We start from the raw sequence: 14,289 nt of genomic DNA, 5'->3' as shown, positions 1-14,289 counted from the left end.
TGATGAATAGCCCGCAGGTGAATCCTTCTTCTAAACTTTACTCTTTTCAAGCAAACCAACCAGTACTGTTGAATGACTCCGAAACATTCTGGATAGTGCAGTCTGGAACATTGGCGGTGTTTGCGACTAGAGTTAAGAACAGTTTACCAAAGGAACATCGCCGCTATCTATTTCATGTCAGCGCTGGTGAAGCCTTGTTTAATGCAGTGTTATTACCGGAAGTAGTTGCACAAAGCCAATGGAGTTTTGTAGCGATCGCAATTGAACCCACTCAATTATGCCAGATATCAATGGTTGATTTGGTTCAGGGAATTGCGGCGGCTGACTCGCAAACCATAGAACTTTTAGAAGGTTGGGTAAATCATTTAGGGCAATCTCTTAACGCCCAGCAAACAGTTTTGGCTACACCATTAAACCAAGTGTCGGCATTTGAGCGGGATTTTTCATTATTGCCTGGTGAAACGCTACAGTGGAGGCAACAAACACTCCGATGGCTGAAGTTACAGCAAGGCAATACTCACTGGATGGGAGTTGAGGAACTAACGTTGAATTCCACCTCACCAGCATTTCCAATCACCAATGCGATGTGGCTGGAGGCAGAAAATGCGGTTATCGGAGAGATGTTGTCAACGGCAGATTTAGAAAATTCTGAGGAACTTCTGACAGGTTTAGCCAGTTTGCAGACTTATTTCTTTCACTACTTCAGTTTGTTGGCAAACCAAGAAGCAGAAGCAGAATTCCGGCAGTTTCAAGAACGCGAACAATTTAATCAGCAAGTAATAGAGGCGGCACTCTCTGATTTAGCAGCAGTTTTGCAGCCGCAGCAGGAGGCAGTTTTCTTTCAAGAGGGGTCGCCCTTACTGGTAGCATTTGGGGCAGTCGGGCGATCGCTGGGAATAGAGATTCGTCCACCAGTAGAGGATTTGAATTCTATTAAAGACCCTGTAGCAGCGATCGCCAGAGCATCACAAATTCGGATTCGGCGAATAACTTTAAAAGATGGCTGGTGGCAGCAAGATCAAGGCCCTCTGTTAGCTTATACCCAGTTAGAAAATCGCCCAGTAGCTTTGTTACCCACAGACAATAAGAGTTATATCATATTTGACCCTCTAGCACAAACTCTCACACCTGTAAATGCTTCAATAGCAAAAACACTGAAACATGTAGCTTACGTTTTGTATCGATCGTTACCCAGGGTTGTGAACAATGTCATTGAGCTACTTCAGTTTGGGGTGAAGGGCTATGAAAAAGACATTATTAATATTGTGATTGTGGGGATAATGGGGACATTGCTGGGAATGATTGTACCCCAGGCAACCATAATATTAATCAACAATGCTATTCCTGATAGCGATCGCGCCTTACTGTGGCAGATAGGATTGGTATTGTTAGCAGCAGCTTTTGGGCAGTTAGCTTTTCAGATTGCCCAAAGTATTATCACCCTACGAGTCGAAAGTGCTACTAACAGCGTATTGCAGCCAGCCATCTGGGATCGGCTGCTGAGATTAAGTCCAGGTTTTTTTCGTCAATACGCTTCTGGAGATTTGGTCAACCGCGTCATGGCGGTGAGGCAAATTCATGAACAACTCAGTGGTGCGACTCAAAGGACTTTGTTGAGTGGAGTTTTTGCCTTATTCAACTTAGCGCTGATGTTTATTTACAGTTGGCAACTTGCTCTTATGGGAGTCAGTTTAGCAATTCTTGCTGCTGTAGTAACGACTATTTCTAACTTCCTCCTAGTCAAGAAATCACAAAAACAGCAAGAACTAGATGGTGTAATTCAAGGACTCACCGTGCAACTGATCAATGGTGTGGCCAAGCTGCGAGTAGCAATGGCAGAAGAACGAGCATTTGCAGCTTGGGCAAAAAAGTACAGCCAGCAGATCCGCTTGAAGGCAAGTTGGCAACAAATAAAAGATGGCGTTTCTATATTTAACGAAGCCCTGCCTTTAATCAGTACATTGCTGCTATTTGGGTTTATCATGCTGTTCATGCAGACACGCTTAAATATTGGTACATTTGTTGCTTTTAACTATGCTTTAACAATTTTTATCAAGGGAGTGACTGACCTGAGCAATACCGTAACCGACATCTTGGGTATCGTACCAATTTGGGAACGGGCCAAACCGATTTGGCGATCGCAACCAGAATCAGACTCAACTAAGACAAATCCTGGTGAGTTAAGCGGTCGCATTGCGCTAGATCGTGTCAGCTTTCACTACTCCCAAAACAAAAGTCTAATCCTTAACGATGTCAGTCTCCATGCTGAACCAGGAGAATTTATTGCGATCGTTGGCCCTTCTGGAAGCGGAAAATCAACAATATTACGGTTGTTATTGGGGTTTGAGACTCCATTAACAGGTAGCATTTACTATGACGGTAAAGACTTGACAGAGTTAGATATTCAGGCTGTGCGAAGACATTTAGGAGTGGTGCTGCAAAATGGCAAAATCGGCACAGGCTCAATTTTTGAGAATATTACTGCTGGAGCTTTGGTGACGCAAGAACAAGCCTGGGAAGCGGCACGAATGGCAGGCTTGGCTGGTGATATTGAGCAAATGCCAATGGGAATGTACACCATAATTAGCGAGGGAGGTACTAATCTTTCTGGTGGACAACGACAAAGATTATTAATTGCGCGATCGCTTGTTTCAAAGCCGAAAATTATCTTGATGGATGAGGCTACCAGTGCTTTGGACAATCGCACCCAGGCAATTGTGACTGAAAGTTTAGCGAAATTAAATGCTACCAGAGTGGTGATTGCCCATCGCCTCAGCACAATTCGTAATGCCGATCGCATCTATGTTATTAACGCTGGTAAAGTCGTGCAAGTAGGTAATTTTGCAGCATTGATTGCCCAAGAAGGGTTATTTGCCAAACTGGTAACCCAACAGTTAGAAGGTGAGCTTTAATTCTGCTTTAGCATAGAATTAGCAACTTGGTACAGAGATTGTAACTTTAGTCCATGATTAGGATACTCAACCACAGCAAAATTGCAGGTTGCCTGGAAGCGATCGCCATTGGCAGCTGTAAATACTTGTTGGCGGAGCTTGGTTAAAATGTCATTGAGGCGATGTTGGATGACGAGCCGTTCTGTTTCGGTAAAGCCAGAAATTCCCACCACAAATTCTCCGTTACCCCAATAGCCCAATATTTCACCACTGCAAAATACCGACTGGAATAGACGACTCCATCGTTGCAACACTTGATTACCAGCCTCATGGCCATACTGGATATTAATTTGGCGTAAATCATTGAAATTCAAGATCGCCAAGCAAACCGATTGCTGATTTTTCTCGGCTTTAGCAATCAGGTGCTGTAAGTCCCGGCTAGACTGGAATTGATTTGCTAATCCGGTTATGGGGTCTTTGCTAGAAAGTGACTGGAGTAGGCGACTGCGTTCTAAGCGATGGGTAATCCTTGCCAGCAATTCTGCCCCTACAACGGGTTTAACTACATAATCATCTCCTCCAGCAGCAAACACCTGCTGCACAGTTTCCATCTCTCGGTGAGCCGTCAGAAATACAATTGGCAATTCCTGCCATTGAGGATCTGTGCGAACTGCTTGGCAAAGTTCAATACCACTTATTTCTGGCATTTCCACATCCAAAATCAACAAATCTGGTGCAGTAGATTGCAATACCTCCCAGAAACGTCGGGGATCGTCCAATCCGGTAATTCGCATTCCCCAAGGTTCTAACATTGGGCCTAGCGCTGCTAAAATTAGTGGATCATCATCAACTACTAATACATTTACCGTTAAAGAACGGGTAAACTCTAATATTTGAGATGCAGTTTCCCAAACTTGGCTTGCTGTGACAGGCTTGACGAGAAAACCCCGTGCCCCAGACTGAGCCAGAGTTACACGATCCACTAGCTGATCAGTGACAGCGAGCGCCAGAACAGGTACAGGAGGGGTATGTGTTGCTAAGTCCAACATTAATGCCAAACTTTCCTCTCGCAGCCCAATCTCATTTACATTCAGCACTACTAAATCTGGTGATGTGGTTTGCAAAAACTTTTTTGCACTTTCTAACGTTGTTATTTGCTGCCAGCGCATTTCCAGAGAATATGCCAGTTGTTGCAACTGTGAACCAAGTTGTAAATCAGGGTCAATCAGCAGTAACTTAGGATTTATCTCTTCCTCAATTGAGGTAGCACTTTGATTAACTACCTTTTGCGCCATTAGGTTTAATAATTTACCTAACTCTTGTATCAGCGATATTAATTGGCTTTTTTGGGCTGCTAATAACTCTCCATCTTTGTCTAAAATCTGTTCAATTTCTCGTGCTATTTGAGTTCCTGCTTCTTGCTCAAACATTCCCAAAACACCAGCTAGCTTGTGCGCTTCCTGTCCAGCCGATTTACGTGATTCTGTAGTTAGTGTGCCGCTAGAGAGTTCTGTTGCTGCTTGTTGCAGTACCTCCATTCGCTGTATCATTAGCCCCTGATATTGACTCCACAACCCACCCATTGCTTGCTTAAACTGTTGTTCAACGGATGGGGAAGTATCGGGTATAGAGGAATTTTGAACTGGATTTTTTTGAGTTATTTTTTTTTCGCTCTTTCCACTACTAATAGCTTTTTGAGATAAGCGATATCCCAAACCATAAACGTTTTCAATCCAGTCTACGGCTCCCACTACTTTCAACTTGTGTCGCAACCATTTAATATGGGACTTAACAGTTTCCTCTTGGGGTGGGTCGTCAAAAGTCCAGAGATGTTCGATAATATCTCCTCGACTAAAAACCCGCAATGGATTCCGCAGTAATAGCTCCAGCAGACTATATTCTTTGGGTGTCAAATCTAGAACTTGATTATCGTATGTTACCTCGCAAATGCTTGGATCTAAACGCAATGCTCCAACTTCTAGCACTGGAGAACGGGGAGTATCGCTGCGACGTAACAAAGCGCGTACCCTTGCTTGGAGTTCTCCCAAATTTAAAGGTTTAATTAGATAATCATCTGCTCCAGCATCGAGTCCACGAATGCGATCGCTAGTTTCATCTTTTGCTGTGATCAATAAAATAGGAGTGGAACAGCCACTAGAACGTAAGCGCTGACATAAAGTAATGCCATCCACTTTCGGCAGCCCCACATCTGTTAATATCAGGTCGTAGTTAGTACCTTGAGAATATTCCCAGCCAATTTGTCCGTCTTGTGCGAGTTCAACAGCATAATGTTGTTGGCTAAGAGACTGCAACAAAACACTTGCTAAAACTTCGTCATCTTCGATCAGCAAGATTCTCATTGCAACACTACCTTTCTTGACCACACACGGGTGTTCTTGTGATCATATACCTGACTTAAAACATCCTCTTACAATCAATATTTCCAAAATTAATTATGCGTTACCTAAAACCCTTGTAGAGACGTTGCAATACAACGTCTCTACATTCTTTTTCACCAGATGTCTAATGATGATGGTGATGGTGATGATGGTTATCCCCAGCGAGTTGGGGATTAACTGCTAAAGTTTCTTCTGACAACAACTCTGCAATATGAGCATCAGCCCATTGTGCCGCCATAGCCAAGAATTCTGGATGATCGTTTACGCAAGCCATTTGCACGTAGTTCGTACCAGGATGCTGTTTTTCCAAAGCATGGATGATGTGGTGTACATCCAATAAAGTTTCGTGGTTTTCTGTGGCAAAGCCAATTGGCATAAAAATTACCACTTTTGCGCCTAGCTGAATCAGGTTATTTGCCGCTTGCTCGGCGTTTGGCTGTGTCCAATCAATTAAAGGCGTGTCATGATTAAGCCAACCCACCGATATTAACGGATAGCGGTTAATTAACTTATCCCGAATTAAATCGTACATTGCTTCACTTTCGGCAATCCCAGAAGTAAAGCCTTTAGCTTTGTGGGGACAGCCGTGATTCATTAACACAATACCGATTTGAGAAGGTAGATAAGCTGCGCCTAACTCAGCAATTTTCTCCTCAACCAGATGAGCCATCAAATCGATGTAAGCTGGTTCGTTGAAGAAAGAAGGAATGTAACGCTGTGCTTTAATCCAGTGTTCTTCACCATCAGTCAACTCAACGAGAGCATTGTTAACTTGCTCGATCGCAATCCCACTAGTAAAGATAGAATCAACAACTAGCAATGGGTAGATTAGTAGCTTCTCGAAGCCTTGGTTTTTGATTTCTGCTAAAACCTGATTGGGTAGGAAAGGAGCGCAGAAGTTAAAAGCTTTGAAAACTTGAACCTTATCACCCCATTTTTCTTGTAAATTCTTCTCAATCCCAGCACGCTGCTGTTCAAATATGGCATTGTGTGGGGAGATAAAATCGTGGTGTGTGTGTCCCCACTCATGGCGGTCAAATAGCGCCAAAAGCTTTGCCAGGGGCGGATAAATCCAGGTTGGTACTGGTGCAAATTTTGCTGTCAGTAGATTTAAAGCCTGTTCGTTATAGTTGGCGAAATCTTCGTAGCTTTCGACTTCGCCGTAGCCCATAAGCAGTACGGCTACACGGTCTTTACCTGATAGATGCTCGTGGGTGTGTTGTACTTTTTCCGGCGTGGCAACCACAATTAGTTCCTCAATATAACCAGAGTGCAGAGAAATATAAAATAAGGGAATAGCTTACACATTTCCCTTCCCTTACTTGTAACTTATTATCCCATCCAGGGGCATAGGATAGGTGAGAAAATTAAAACAATACATCAAAAGTAAGACTTTCGTGGAGGATTGGGCATAAAAAAATCTTTGGGCTTGCACGGTTGTGTATATCGTGTTAAAGCGGCGGTTCTTGTTTACGTGAGGTACACCCGTAAGAACACGGCAGCGCCCATTAGTGTCAACTTAACTTCAATTTTCCATGCCCAATACCCAATAACCAATTTTTAGAATAGACAGATGAGTATAATTATTTGCCCTGGAATCCATGAGCCAGACTTAAGTGAAAGCTTTAAAGTCGGATTATTAGATATGGTTGCTAATGGCACTATCAGCCAAAATCCAGCAAATATACTGGTTTATCCTGGTAAAGATATTTTAGTTTTATCAGCATTTCATATCTTGGAGTTTTTGCGCGTTAGCGTAGCTCACAGCAGGTATCGCTTGAGCGACTCTTTAAAATCACCAATTATATTTATTAGCTTTAGCGCTGGCGTAGTCGGGGCAATAGGAGCAGCGCATTTGTGGCAACTTTTGGGTGGTCGTGTCAAAGCGTTTATTGCTATAGATGGATGGGGAGTACCTCTACAGGGTAATTTTCCTATTCATCGGATGAGCCATGATTATTTTACTCATTGGAGTTCATGTTTGCTAGGTAGTGGGCAAAATAACTTTTATGCACAGCCAGCAGTTGATCACTTGTCAATTTGGAAATCGCCCCAAACTGTACAAGGCTGGTGGGTAGATTCATCTATTGGAATTTATCCACCTAAAGGTTATCTGACAGCTACTGAGTTTTTGCTTATGCTGTTAAAGCAGTATGAAGCAAATTAGTCCGGACAATAGAATTATGAGTTAGGAGTTAGGAGTGGGGAAGGGAGAAGCTTACAGGTGACAGAGTACAGGGAATAGCCAAAAAAACTATGCCCAATGCCCAATGCCACATACCCTATGCCCCATGCCCCATGGCCCCATGCCCCATCTACCCAAAGTGTCTAAATGTTTCCAACTGAACCGGCTGCTGTTAATAACGGGTTTAGCGCACTGCTAAAAAACCGTGGTTTTATGCTTTTGTGGACTGGGCAACTGGTGTCCCAGTTAGCAGATAAAGTCTTCTTCGTTTTGATGATTGCTTTACTGGAGAACTACTCACCACTTCCTGGGTTGGCACAAAACTCGATGTATTCAACCTTGATGCTCTCGTTTACAATACCAGCAATTTTGTTCGGCTCTGCTGGTGGTATCTTTGTTGACCGTTTGCCAAAAAAGCTGATTATGGTCGGCTCAGATGTCGTGCGTGGGCTGTTAACCCTGTGCCTTCCCTTTTTGCCAAAGGAGTTCCTAATTCTGTTAATCTTGACTTTTGCTATTTCCTCAGTGACGCAGTTTTTTGCACCAGCTGAACAAGCAGCCATTCCCTTATTGGTGAAGCGAGAGAATTTGTTAGCAGCCAATGCGCTGTTTAGCAGCACGATGATGGCAGCTTTAATTGTTGGCTTTGCTATAGGAGAGCCGATTTTGAGTTTGGCGAAAGACTTGATAGGAGCAGAATACGGTCAAGAGGCTATAGTTGGTGGATTATACATATTATCGGCTGGGATCATGCAGCCAATTAAATTTAAAGAACACAACCCTCAAGGGGAAGATAGGGCATCAAATCACCCTTGGGCCGAATTCACCGCGAGTCTGCGCTATCTCAAGAAAAACCGTTTGATCTTGAATGCCATGCTGCAACTGACAACCTTATATTGTGTGTTTGCAGCCTTAACGGTGCTGACAATTCAACTAGCCGAGGAATTTGGCTTAAAAGAAAAACAGTTTGGCTTTTTCTTGGCAGCAGCAGGCGTAGGTATGGTATTTGGCGCAGCGATTTTAGGTCACTGGGGTGATAAATTGCATCACAAACCTTTACCTTTAATTGGATTTTTGATGATCGCATTAGTTTTAGGGGTGTTTACTTTTACGCACAACTTATTACTGGCACTAGGACTCTGTGGAGTTTTGGGTATAGGTGCTTCCCTAATTGGCGTACCCATGCAAACTTTAATTCAACAGCAAACACCATCTACCATGCACGGTAAAGTGTTTGGCTTTCAAAATCATGCCGTCAACCTTGCTCTGGCCTTACCTCTGGCGATTACTGGGCCATTAACTGATGTTCTCGGCTTGCGAACTGTGCTTGTAACAATGAGTATTGTTGTGGTAGTTGTCGGTGTTTGGGCTTGGAAAAATACTCGCAATGTCTTGCAAGACGTAATTTAATTAATGTAGGCTAATAGTCTAGCTTTATATTTAATATAAGAATTAATAAGATTTTGATTGAAGTTTTCAATTAAAATGAAATCTTAAATACAGAATTTCAGCATTAACTTAAGCTATAGTCTGAGGTTTGACCGTGCGTTCACAAAGTGTCTCCGCAAGAGAATCGCTATCCCAAATCAGTCTCCCACAAACCGAGAATCACAATGAGTCTCGTATTTCTAGCCAACCAGTCGTGCCCAAACGTGCATCTGGCGGTTTTGCTCTGCTTGACAGCCTTCGTCGCCACGGCGTAGATTATATTTTTGGTTACCCTGGTGGGGCAATTCTACCAATTTACGACGACCTGTATAAGGTGGAAGCAACTGGTGCTATGAAGCACATTCTCGTGAGACACGAACAAGGCGCAGCCCACGCGGCTGATGGTTACGCTCGTGCCACAGGCAAAGTAGGAGTATGCTTTGGTACATCTGGTCCAGGAGCAACTAACTTGGTGACAGGGATCGCCACTGCCTACATGGATTCAATCCCCATGATTGTAGTCACCGGACAGGTAGCACGTCCATCGATTGGCACAGATGCCTTTCAGGAAACCGATATTTACGGGATTACACTACCAATTGTGAAGCACTCCTATGTAGTGCGTGATGCCAAAGATATGGCGCGAATTGTCGCCGAAGCTTTCCACATAGCTAGCAGTGGGCGTCCGGGGCCAGTTTTGATTGATGTCCCCAAAGATGTAGCTTTAGAAGAATTTGACTATGTACCTGTGAAACCAGGTTCGGCAAAATTACGCGGTTATCGTCCCACCGTAAAGGGAAATCCTCGCCAAATTCATGCCGCGATCCAGTTAATTACTGAAAGCCGTCGTCCTCTACTGTATGTCGGTGGTGGTGCGATCGCAGCTAGCGCTCATGAAGAAATCAAAGAACTAGCTGAATTATTCAATATCCCTGTCACCACAACCTTAATGGGGATCGGTGCATTTGACGAACATCATCCCCTAGCTTTGGGAATGTTGGGAATGCACGGCACAGCTTACGCTAACTTTGCCGTTAGTGATTGTGACTTGCTAATTTGCGTTGGCGCTAGATTTGATGATCGCGTTACAGGCAAGTTAGACGAATTCGCCTCTCGCGCTAAAGTAATCCATATCGACATCGATCCCGCAGAAGTCGGCAAAAACCGCATTCCCGAAGTGCCCATTGTCGGCGATGTGCGGAACGTGTTAGTAGACTTGTTGCGTCGCTGCAAAGAAACAGGCGTTAAGGCTACACCTAATCAAAACCAAGAGTGGTTAAATTTAGTTAACCGTTGGCGCGATGAGTATCCTCTAATAGTGCCGCATCATCCCGACAGCATCTCACCCCAAGAAGTAATTGTAGAAGTCAATAGCCAAGCACCCAACGCTTTCTACACCACAGATGTGGGACAACATCAAATGTGGGCAGCACAATTCCTCAAGAACGGGCCAAGACGCTGGATTTCTAGTGCTGGTTTAGGAACGATGGGTTTTGGCTTACCTGCGGCAATGGGTGCTAAAGTAGCGTTTCCTGATGAAGAAGTTATTTGTATCAGTGGCGATGCTAGTTTCCAAATGTGTTTGCAAGAGTTGGGGACCTTAGCACAGTATGGGATAAATGTCAAGACAATAATTATCAATAACGGCTGGCAAGGGATGGTGCGCCAGTGGCAGCAAGCCTTCTATGGTGAGCGTTACTCATGCTCAAATATGGAAGTAGGGATGCCAGACGTAGAGTTATTGGCAAAAGCTTATGGCATTAAAGGCATGATAATCAGCGATCGCAGTGAATTGAAAGATGCGATCGCCGAAATGTTAGCACACAATGGCCCAGTGATCTTGAATGTCCACGTCACCAGAGACGAAAATTGCTATCCAATGGTAGCTCCTGGCAAGAGCAACGCTCAAATGGTTGGTTTGCAGAAGCAACCGCCGAAAGCAGCAGCAGAGCCAGTTTATTGTAGTAACTGCGATGCAAAAAATGCTCCTACTCACAACTTCTGTGCTGAGTGTGGGACAAAGTTGTAGAATTTTGAGTTGTTTTCTTAATTCAAAACTTGTAACTTTAAGCGTGCAACAAAATCATAAGTTGCACGCTTTATTTTGCGTATTTTGATAAAATACTAGGCACTAAGCAGATTTTGCATTCAGGGGGTGATACCTATGATGACTTTTAAACCGCAAGTAACTATCACTACATACTTAGGAGATTCATCATGGTTATTCGCCCTATTAGGCGCGAGGATCTGAGAACTTTCGCTAATTTTAGCGATTGCTTTGAGCAAAACAAGCATTTTCTCGGTTATTTGACAGAGATGTTGGCATTAGGCTATGTCCGCCTTGAGTGGTGTTTTGTTGCCGAGGAAGCAGGAAAGTTTATCGGACGCATCGTTTACTGGTCATTACCATTACTTGAAAAGCCTGTCATTGTTGATATTTTGGAAGTCTCGTGGAGTGAGAACTATCTTGAGGTTGGTACTAATCTTTTAAAATACAGCTTGGCACAGCTGCACTTTCAAAGTACCGACAGCATAGAGTATGAACTCGATAGCCCATCCTCAGACTTTACATCACTACAGAAACGAATTGAGGTGTTTGAACACTTCGGATTTTTGCTTAAAAGAGAAACAATTCGTTTTGAGTGGAAAGATATTCAAACTCAGACACTACCATCAAATCGGTTAAACTTCCGTTCTTTGGATAAAGTCGGCGAGGATGCTTTTATAAATGCGATCGCGCAAGTATCGTCGCAAACTTTAGATAGTTCAATCTTGCACGATCAAGCGAGGCTGGGTTCACAGCAAGAGGCAACAGAACGTTTCAATTTATTAAAAGCTTTTAAGTATCAACCGACGTGGTGGCAACTAGCTTACACTCATGAAGAAATTCTCGTTGGTTTGATTATGCCAATAGAGAATGATGGTGGAGCAACTATTGGGTATATCGGTGTAATACCAGAACATCGAGGAAAAGGCTACGTCAACGATTTGTTAAATCAAGGAACCCTGACCCTCAAATCCAACGGTGCTGCACGCATTCGTACTGATGCTGATATCAATAATGCACCGATGATCCGTGCTTTTCAACACGCTAGATATAAACAGTTTGCCTCAAGAAGACAATATTACTATTCAATGAGGTAACAACTTATGCTTTAAATGTGGCGCTAAGTTGTACATCTTTTTGTTTATAAAAGTAAATAAAAACGCGGAGAAATCAGTCCTCTGCGTTTTTTGTGAAAAAAATATTCAAACTAAAAAACAAGAGCATTTGTGTTTTTCTGCATTTTTTTGGGAATCCTAAATTTAGGAAGCATTATAAACCGCAAAATATGACTTCCTGAAATATCACGTAACTTTTAAAGGATAATTATGTCTAAACGCAAGTTGCCCAAAGGCCGTAGCACCAGTTCAGTTGCTCTAGAACCAGAAGTTGCGATCGCAGTTATTGGACTCTTTTCCGCAGCTATTGACGGTGAAGGCATAACCATAGAAGAAGAATACGCGTTGAGTGAAATGTTGGGTGCTGTTTCCCAATTTGAAGATTACTCTGATGAAGACTTTGAAGAGTTGACCCAAAAAGTTGTCAGCTTACTAGAAGAAGAAGAACCTGAAGTTCTAATCGAACAGGCGATCGCATCCTTACCAAATAAAGGTTATCGTGAAGCTGCATACATCACAGCTATTTTAGTTGTGGGGATTGATGAGGAAGTACCTGAAGCTGAACAAGATTATATCTCTGAGCTTCAAGAAGCCTTAAAGATTTCAGACGAACGAGCACAAGAACTTATAGACGAACTATTCGGGGCGGAGGAAGAAGAGGAAGAGGAAGAAGAGTGTTAATTTCCTCTTCTTGAATTGACGTAAAAAATGCCACACCAAGGTATTATCATCAAGTAGTTTTACGAACTATGTGATGACCAGGAAAATCTCTCTTAGCTTGATGCTGCTGTTTCTAGGTACTCAAGTTGGTGTTACCCAGCCAGCAGCTAAAGCACAAACCCCAGTTGTACCAACAACTACCACAAAATCAATTTGCTCTACCCAACTGGGAACAGCTATAGATGCTGTAATCAATCGCCCATTATTCAGTCGGGTGCGCTGGGGAATTTTGGTGCAACCCCTGTCAACGGGGCCAATTCTTTACAGCCGGGATGCTCAAAAATATTTTACTCCCGCTTCTAACATCAAATTGCTGACAACAGCAGCAGCATTGCAGCAATTGGGTGCTAATTTTCGGATTCGCACTTCTATTTATCAGAATGGTAATGGTGTTTTACGTGTTGTCGGTAGGGGAGATCCCAGCTTAAGTGATACTCAACTGCAAACATTGGCACAGCAGTTAAAACAGAAAGGTATTACCCAAATTCAGCATTTGATAGCTGATGATAGTTATATTCAAGGTGATATTGTTAATCCTACCTGGCAATGGGAAGATGTGCAGTCAGACTATGGCGCACCAGTCAGCAGCTTTATTCTAAATCAAAATATTTTTAGCTTAAAACTTGTACCGCAGGCTGTAGGTAAATCTTTACAAGTAGTGTGGACTGATATCAACGAGGCGAGACAGTGGCGGATAATTAATCAGTCTATAACAGTTGCACAAAATCAACCAACCTATGTTAATGTTACCCGCGAATTATCAGGAACAGTATTACGGATTCAAGGACAATTAACAGCAAATTCTGAACCGTCTTTAATAGATTTGCCCGTAGTTGACCCTAATTATTACTTCTTACGGCGCTTCCGTAGTGCTTTGGCAACAGAAAAAATTTTTTTGGGGCAAACATTAGTAATAAGTGGTGGTGTTAATCAACAAGAAATGGCATTTGTAGAGTCGCCACCTTTAGCGGAATTATTAGCAGAAACGAATCTAAATAGTAATAATCTTTATGCTGAGGCACTGCTGAGAGCATTAGCTGTAAAAAAACTCCGACTGAAAAATCAAACTAGTGCTGATCTAGGTTTGGAAGTTGTTAAAGCGAGTTTAACTCAATTGGGAGTTGACCCAGCAAATTATATTTTAGTGGATGGTTCGGGTTTATCACGTCGAAACTTAGTGACACCAGAAGCTTTTGTCCAAACTTTGCGAGGAATAGCAAGAACACCAACAGCATATCTGTATCGCGCATCTTTACCTGTGGCGGGTAAAAGTGGAACCTTGAAAAACCGCTTTCAAGACACATCTGCTGAGGGCATTGTGCAAGCAAAAACAGGTACGTTAACGGGTGTAGTTTCTTTATCTGGATATATGAATGCGCCTAAATATGAGCCGTTAGTTTTTAGTATTATCGTCAATCAATCAGAACAATCTGCAACGGTTTTGCGGCAGGCAATTGATGAAATTGTTGTGTTATTAACGCAATTACAGCCTTGTTAATACTAT

Annotated in this window: 9 protein-coding genes; 7 read left to right on the top strand and 2 right to left on the bottom strand. The window is 42.9% G+C overall.

The window, feature by feature from the left end; all coding sequences use genetic code 11:
• Window positions 1–2: 2 nt before the first annotated feature.
• Window positions 3–2,912, top strand: coding sequence for an NHLP bacteriocin export ABC transporter permease/ATPase subunit (locus H6G96_RS17700; RefSeq protein ID WP_190912665.1), 2,910 nt, complete (start codon window positions 3–5; stop codon window positions 2,910–2,912).
• On the opposite strand, the gene H6G96_RS17695 is transcribed toward H6G96_RS17700, so the two are convergent.
• The gene (locus H6G96_RS17695; RefSeq protein ID WP_190912664.1) at window positions 2,909–5,251 is read right to left on the bottom strand and encodes a response regulator; all 2,343 of its coding nucleotides are present in this window, start codon (window positions 5,249–5,251) and stop codon (window positions 2,909–2,911) included. The two genes, H6G96_RS17700 and H6G96_RS17695, sit on opposite strands and share 4 nt — an antisense overlap.
• 163 nt (window positions 5,252–5,414) lie before the next feature.
• Window positions 5,415–6,536, bottom strand: coding sequence for a ferrochelatase (locus tag H6G96_RS17690; RefSeq protein WP_190912663.1), 1,122 nt, complete (start codon window positions 6,534–6,536; stop codon window positions 5,415–5,417).
• 327 nt (window positions 6,537–6,863) lie between these two features.
• On the opposite strand from H6G96_RS17690, the gene H6G96_RS17685 reads away from it, so the two are divergent.
• From H6G96_RS17685 to dacB, 6 genes are all read left to right on the top strand, one after another.
• Complete coding sequence (locus H6G96_RS17685; protein WP_190912662.1) at window positions 6,864–7,457, top strand: hypothetical protein; 594 nt, start codon at window positions 6,864–6,866, stop codon at window positions 7,455–7,457.
• Between the two features lie 165 nt (window positions 7,458–7,622).
• The gene (locus H6G96_RS17680; protein WP_190912661.1) at window positions 7,623–8,885 is read left to right on the top strand and encodes an MFS transporter; all 1,263 of its coding nucleotides are present in this window, start codon (window positions 7,623–7,625) and stop codon (window positions 8,883–8,885) included.
• Between the two features lie 133 nt (window positions 8,886–9,018).
• On the top strand, window positions 9,019–10,932 hold the full coding sequence (ilvB, locus tag H6G96_RS17675; protein ID WP_190912660.1) for a biosynthetic-type acetolactate synthase large subunit: 1,914 nt from the start codon (window positions 9,019–9,021) through the stop codon (window positions 10,930–10,932).
• A gap of 188 nt (window positions 10,933–11,120) precedes the next feature.
• Window positions 11,121–12,047 carry a GNAT family N-acetyltransferase gene (locus H6G96_RS17670; RefSeq protein WP_190912659.1) on the top strand — a complete coding sequence of 309 codons (927 nt, stop codon included), beginning with the start codon at window positions 11,121–11,123 and terminating at the stop codon, window positions 12,045–12,047.
• A gap of 228 nt (window positions 12,048–12,275) precedes the next feature.
• Window positions 12,276–12,746, top strand: coding sequence for a tellurite resistance TerB family protein (locus H6G96_RS17665; protein WP_190912658.1), 471 nt, complete (start codon window positions 12,276–12,278; stop codon window positions 12,744–12,746).
• Between the two features lie 73 nt (window positions 12,747–12,819).
• The gene (gene dacB / locus H6G96_RS17660) at window positions 12,820–14,283 is read left to right on the top strand and encodes a D-alanyl-D-alanine carboxypeptidase/D-alanyl-D-alanine-endopeptidase (RefSeq protein WP_190912657.1); all 1,464 of its coding nucleotides are present in this window, start codon (window positions 12,820–12,822) and stop codon (window positions 14,281–14,283) included.
• Window positions 14,284–14,289: the final 6 nt, after the last annotated feature.

The sequence above is a fragment of the Nostoc sp. FACHB-892 genome, assembly GCF_014698795.1.
In the GTDB taxonomy this organism is placed as follows: domain Bacteria; phylum Cyanobacteriota; class Cyanobacteriia; order Cyanobacteriales; family Nostocaceae; genus Nostoc.
The sequence above is the reverse complement of the archived record's forward strand: the minus strand, read 5'-3'. Positions and strand labels throughout refer to the sequence as shown.

Excerpts from the sequence above, each read along its gene's own strand:
- H6G96_RS17700 (WP_190912665.1), top strand. The coding sequence starts at position 3 with ATGAATAGCCCGCAGGTGAATCCTTCTTCTAAACTTTACTCTTTTCAA.
- H6G96_RS17695 (WP_190912664.1), bottom strand. The coding sequence starts at position 5,251 with ATGAGAATCTTGCTGATCGAAGATGACGAAGTTTTAGCAAGTGTTTTG.
- H6G96_RS17685 (WP_190912662.1), top strand. The coding sequence starts at position 6,864 with ATGAGTATAATTATTTGCCCTGGAATCCATGAGCCAGACTTAAGTGAA.
- H6G96_RS17680 (WP_190912661.1), top strand. The coding sequence starts at position 7,623 with ATGTTTCCAACTGAACCGGCTGCTGTTAATAACGGGTTTAGCGCACTG.
- H6G96_RS17670 (WP_190912659.1), top strand. The coding sequence starts at position 11,121 with ATGGTTATTCGCCCTATTAGGCGCGAGGATCTGAGAACTTTCGCTAAT.
- H6G96_RS17665 (WP_190912658.1), top strand. The coding sequence starts at position 12,276 with ATGTCTAAACGCAAGTTGCCCAAAGGCCGTAGCACCAGTTCAGTTGCT.
- dacB (WP_190912657.1), top strand. The coding sequence starts at position 12,820 with ATGACCAGGAAAATCTCTCTTAGCTTGATGCTGCTGTTTCTAGGTACT.